This is a genomic window from Mitsuaria sp. TWR114, from assembly GCF_007997345.1.
Window position 1 is genome coordinate 1 of the sequence record NZ_VOSR01000568.1, and the last position, 5,566, is coordinate 5,566.

Annotated in this window: 4 protein-coding genes; 3 read left to right on the forward strand and 1 reads right to left on the reverse strand. The window is 68.5% G+C overall.

The features are described from left to right. Together FUT87_RS19550 and FUT87_RS31795 are read left to right on the forward strand one after the other, a co-directional pair. On the forward strand, positions 1 to 699 hold a 699-nt coding region (locus tag FUT87_RS19550), incomplete at its 5' end, for an LD-carboxypeptidase (RefSeq protein WP_147242106.1). 189 nt (positions 700 to 888) lie between these two features. Next, the gene (locus FUT87_RS31795) at positions 889 to 1,017 is read left to right on the forward strand and encodes a hypothetical protein (protein ID WP_404935421.1); all 129 of its coding nucleotides are present in this window, start codon (positions 889 to 891) and stop codon (positions 1,015 to 1,017) included. Between the two features lie 214 nt (positions 1,018 to 1,231). Here FUT87_RS31795 and FUT87_RS19565 read toward each other — a convergent pair whose 3' ends face one another. After that, a complete protein-coding gene (locus FUT87_RS19565; RefSeq protein WP_255511932.1) occupies positions 1,232 to 4,363 on the reverse strand; it encodes a TonB-dependent receptor domain-containing protein in 3,132 nt (1,043 codons plus the stop codon). Between the two features lie 225 nt (positions 4,364 to 4,588). On the opposite strand from FUT87_RS19565, the gene dacB reads away from it, so the two are divergent. Next, a partial coding sequence (gene dacB / locus FUT87_RS19570) for a D-alanyl-D-alanine carboxypeptidase/D-alanyl-D-alanine-endopeptidase (protein ID WP_186830640.1) occupies positions 4,589 to 5,566 on the forward strand: 978 nt, incomplete at its 3' end.

Below are 5,566 nucleotides of genomic sequence, written 5' to 3' on the forward strand. Positions count from 1 at the left end.
CTGGAGGCGGCGCTGGCCGATCCCGACGTCGACGCCGTCATCGGCCTGCGCGGCGGTTACGGCTGCATGCGGCTGCTGGACCGGATCGATCGCGCGCTGCTGCGCCGCTTCCCGAAGCCGCTGATCGGCTACAGCGACCTGACGGCGCTGATGGCGCTGCGACAACAGGAGGGCCTCGCCAGCTGGCATGCGCCGATGCCAGCCTCGGACTGGTGCAAGGGGGAGTCGGGATGGGCCGATGCCGTCGCGCTCGCGCAGCGGCTCCGGCGGGGTCTGCGGGAAGGGGAGCGGCTTGGGCCTGCGCTCGCACCGCACCCGCTGAATCGCGGGACGGCACCCGTTCGCGGCGTGCTCACGGGAGGCAATCTCGCGGTCCTCGTGGCGCTGCTGGGCACGCCGTTCATGCCGGACCTGCGGGGCTCGGTGCTGTTCCTCGAGGACGTCGGGGAGGACCCCTACAAGATCGATCGCCTGCTGTGCCAGCTGCGCCTGAGCGGCGCGCTCGACCAGCTGACGGCCGTGCTGCTGGGCAGCTTCAGCGATGCGGACTCGCCGGATGAGGTGCTGGCCGATTACTTCGGCGGGCTCGGCGTGCCGGTGCTTGCCGGTTGGCCAAGCGGCCATGCGTCGCCGAACCTTCCGCTGCCGATTGGTGTCGCGGTGACGCTGGATCCGGTCGCGAGAACGCTCGAAGCCTGAGCAGGTTGCCCCCATCGGAGGGCCGACCTCAGGGCGACGACTTGGCACGCAAGGCCTGGCACTCTTCTCGTTCGCGAAGATGCGAGGAGGTCGACATGGCTCGCGCCGTCTATCTGGTCCCAGGCTTTCAAAAGTGGAGGCGCAAGCAGGGCATGCGCAGACGGTGATCTCTGCCGTGCCGTGGCTGAAATGGAACGCGGCCTGATCGATGCAGATCTTGGTAGTGGACTCTTCAAGAAGCGGATTGCACGATCGGCGCCGGCAAACGCGATGGCTTCATCGTTCAGCGGGATGCCGCAATCAATTCTGGATTTCTGACGGAGGTGATCTGTGATGCGCAAGCGCAAGTACGACTCGATTGATCGAATGGTGAAGACCGGACGCGGCATGCACGCCTGCGGGTTGGTCAGCGGTGAGCATTTCCAACGCCTGGCCTGGTGCGGCATTGCACCGCCGGCGCCGCTGACGCCCGACGAGGTCCGGGCCATCCGGGAGGAGGCGGACCTCAGCCTCTACGTCTTCGCGAACATGCTCAGCACGACAGCGCGGCTGCTGCGCCGCTACGAGCAAGGGCTGGATCGACCGACCGGTCCGCTCCTGCGATTCCTGCACACGATCCGGGAGCAGGGCGTGAAGCGCATCTTCCCCTTGACCTCGGCCGCACTGGGCGGCAAGGCGTAAAAAAGCCCGCCGGTTCCCCGGCGGGCTTTCGTGTGTCCGAGGCCGCCGCGCGAGGCGGCAGGCCATCGGAGCGATCAGAAGAACTTGTAGTCAAGTCCCAGCGTGAACGAGCGCCCGCGCGGGTCGGCGACGCGCGGCTCCCACGAGCTGCCGACCCGGTGTTGCTGTCGTAGCTGTTCGCGAACGGCGGGTCCTGGTCGAGGATGTTCTTGATGCCGGCCGTGATCGTCAGGTTCTTGATGCCGGTGTAGGCCACGCTGACGTGGTGCAGGTAGTACGGCTTGACCCACGGGTCGAAGGCCGGGGCCGTCGCGTTGCCGTTGGCGATGCCCGGCGGCACGTAGCCGTAGTAGCCCGTCGAGTACTGCTGGCGCAGCGACCAGGCCCAGTCGCCATAGGCGTAGGTGATGTAGGCGCTGTGCTTCCAGCGCAGGCCCAGCTCGCTCGAGCGCGTGAAGCGGCCGACCTCGCTCGGCCCGAAGGGCACGTTGTCCAGCAGCTTGGACTTCTTCTCCAGCAGGTAGGTGCCATCCAGGCCGGCCGTCAGGCGGCCGCCGTTGAGCGGCGTGCTGCCGCGCATCGACAGCTCCAGCCCGCGCGTGCGCGTCTCGCCGGTGTTGATCCAGCGCGTGTCGACGATCTTCAGCGCGCCGGTGCTGTCACGCAGGAAGGCCTCGGGGAAGAGCTGGTAGTTGTTCAGGATCTGCGACAGCGTCAGGCTCTGGATCTGGCCGTCGCGCTTGATGTCCCACAGGTCGACGCTCATGTTGAAGGCCGGCGAGGGCTGCCACACGAAGCCGATGTTGGACATCTTCGACTCCTCCGGCCGCAGGTCCGGCTTGCCGCCGAAGAGCGTGTTGAAGGTGATCGCCTGGCAGCCCGGCGCGTTGCTCACCACGTTGCCGGGGCAGGTCGCCGGATCCGGCACGCCGGCGCCGGTGTAGGGCGACTCGGTCACGCCATTGAACAGCTGGTTGAAGGTGGGCACCCGGAAGCCGGTGCTGTACGAGGCGCGGAACACCAGGCTCTCCAGCGGCTGGTAGCGCACCGACGCCTTCGGGTTGGTCGTGCTGCCGAAGCCGGTGTACTTGTCATAGCGCACCGACAGGTTCAGGTCGAGGTTCTTGACGATCGGGATGATGGTTTCGCCGAAGATCGCGCCCACCTTGCGCTTCACGCCGCTCAGCGCGTTGATGTTGTCGAACGGCGCGTTGTAGACCCAGGTGTTGATGTCGTTGGTGTTGACCGAGGTGTTGCCGTCGAAGCGGTACTTCTCGATGCGGTAGTCCACGCCCAGCGCCGCCATCACCTCGCCCGCCGGCAGCTTGAAGACCGGGCCCGACACGGTGGCGTCGAACTGGTCGGTCGTGTACTTGCCGCCATAGAGCTCCGTCCCCGCCGCCGAGATGGCGTTGAGCGCCGCCAGCGCCGCGGGCGTCTGCGACTCGCCCGCCAGCAGGAAGGGATTGAGCACGCCGGTGTTGATCAGGTTGGCCAGGCCGACGTAGTTGTGATAGCCGCTGCCCAGCGTCGAGGTGCTCTTGCTGTAGGCGTGCGAGGCGCCGGCCTTGTAGTCCCAGTCCTTGAGGAAGGGCAGCGGGCCGTCCAGGCTCAGCAGGTAGCGGCCGGTGTCGGTGTCGGTGCCGATGGCGCGCTCGCCGCATTCCATGCAGCGCCAGCGGAAGGTCATCGGCAGGCCCTGGTTGGCGGCCAGCGAGGGGAACTGCGCCACCAGCGCGTCGAACACCCGCTGGTAGCCGGCACCGCTGGACGGATAGGCCAGGTCGGCGAAGGGGTTGCGCGTGGTCGTCCCATTGGGCAGGCCCAGCGTCGAGGTCGACGCGGCGCTGCTGATCTGGTTGGGCGAGAAGTACTTGGTCGACTCCGACTTGCCCAGCAGCAGCTCGCCGGTCAGCAGGTGCTCGCCGAGCTTGAGCTGGCCGCGGGTGACCAGGTTGGTGTTCTTGACCGGCTGCTGGATGACCGCGGCGCGTCCGGTGTCCCAGGCGCAGCCGAACTGGTTGGCCGGCGAGGCGGAGGCCGAGTTCCACAGCTTCTCCGCATACGGCCCCATGCCCGGCTGCGAGGCGCAACCGGCCTGGCCGGGCAGGTCCAGGATGTTGACGCTGTTGATCGCGGCGCCGTTGTACAGCGGGCCGGTGTTGGCGTTGGAGCCCGGGCGGCTCAGCACGTTGCGGATGGTCGTGCCCGTCGTCGTGGGCAGGAACAGCGTCGCGAAGGGCGTGCCGCGCGTGTCCGGCGACAGGCCGCGATCGGGCTGGAAGCTGTTGACGAAATCGCGCTGCGAGCCGTCCAGGCGCTTGTTGTCGGTCACCGACAGCACCGCCAGCAGGTTGAAGCCGTCCTTGTCGATGTTGCCGGCGCCGCCGGTCAGCGACGCGCGGTAGATGTTGCCGCCGCCGTGTTCGGTCACGTCGGTGAAGGCGCTGGCCTGCAGGCCCTGGTAGTCCTTGCGCAGGATGAAGTTGATGACGCCGCCCACGGCATCGGTGCCGTAGGTCGAGGAGGCGCCGTCCTTGAGCACCTCGACGCGCTCGATGGCGGCCATCGGGATCTGGTTCAGGTCGACGACGCCGCCGTTGAGGCCGTGCGCGGCGATGCGGCGGCCGTTCAGCAGGATCAGCGTCGCGTTGGCGCCCTGCAGGCGCAGGTTGGCGGAGGTCGCGCCGTTGTTGCCCCGCGCCTGGCCCGAGACCACGTCGGCATTGGAGGCCAGGTTGTCCAGGCCGTTGCCGTTGGCCGAGAGTGTGGCGATCAGCTGCTCGGCAGACACGATGCCCTGGCGGTCCAGGTCCCGGCGGGAGATGGTCTGCACCGGCAGCGCGCCTTCGTCCTGGATGCGCTTGATGCTCGAGCCGGTGATCTCCACCCGCTCCATCTTCTGGACCTCCTGCGACCAGGCCGCCGCATGGGCGCCCAGCCCCACCACCACGAGACAGCGAGCGAGTTGATTCAGTTTCACGACCTTCTCCTTGTTAACCGGACCCGGCGTCCTGCAACGCCGCCAACGACGGAGGCGCGACCATTGGCGATCGACCTGTTGCGAGCTGCGAACGATCTTCAAGCACGAGACGATTTCAAGGTCCTAGGAACCTCACCCATTTGTTGCTTCCGTCCCGATGAATGCTTGTCGCGCGTCCATAACCTGCGGGAATGCAAAGGCGCCGGGCCGATACAGTCGCCCCTCATGCGATCGATCACCGCCCTTGCCCTCCTGGTCGCCGCGCTGGCCACGACCGGCTGCGCCACCTTCATCGACACGCCGCCCGCGCCGGTCCAGGCCGCCTTGCGCGAGGCCGGCGTGCCGGCCGCCTCGCTGGCGGTGGTGGCCCATCCGCTGGAAGCGCCCGGCACCGGCTTGCGCCTGAACGCGGACCGGCCGATGGCGCCGGCCTCGACGATGAAGACGATCACCGCGGTGGTCGCGCTGGACCGGCTGGGGCCGAGCAGCCGCGGGCAGACGCAGCTGCTGGCCGCGGGCGAGGTCCGTGATGGGCGACTCGACGGGCCGCTGGTGCTCAAGGGCGGGGCCGACGCGGACCTGGACTGGCCCGCGCTGTGGGCGATGCTGCGCGAGCTGCGGGAGCGCCACGGCGTGCGCGAACTGGGTGGCGGCATCGTCGTCGACCGCGGCCTGTTCCAGCCGTCGCGCTTGGACATCGACGCGCCGCGCTTCGACGAGCAGGCGGAATTTCCCTACAACGTCATCCCCGACGCGCTGCACCTCAACGGCAGCCTGCTGCAGTACGACCTCGCCGCCGATGAGCGCGGGCTGACGGTGCGGCCTTTCCCGCAATTCGGCGCCCTGGTGATCGACACCAGCGCGGTGAGGCTCAACGACAAGTCCTGCAAGGATTGGGATGACGGCTGGATGCCGTCGCGCTTCGAGCCCTTGCCCGGCGGTGCGGGCCGGCTGGTGCTGGCGGGGGAGTTCCCGCGCGGCTGCCAGGTGACGCAGTCGCTGAACGTGCTGGACCGGCAGTGGGAGACGGCGCAGGCCTTGCGCCAGCTGTGGGGTGAGCTCGGCGGGAGCTTGTCGGGCGAGATCCGCGAGGGCGCGACGCCCGAGGGCGCGCGCGTGCTGGTCCAGCATCGGGACCGCCCGCTGGCGGAGCTGCTTCGGCCGGTGATGAAGGCCTCGGACAACGCGCTGGCGCGGCTGCTG

Coding starts and splice junctions, on each gene's coding strand:
- FUT87_RS31795 (WP_404935421.1), top strand. CDS start 889: ATGGAACGCGGCCTGATCGATGCAGATCTTGGTAGTGGACTCTTCAAG.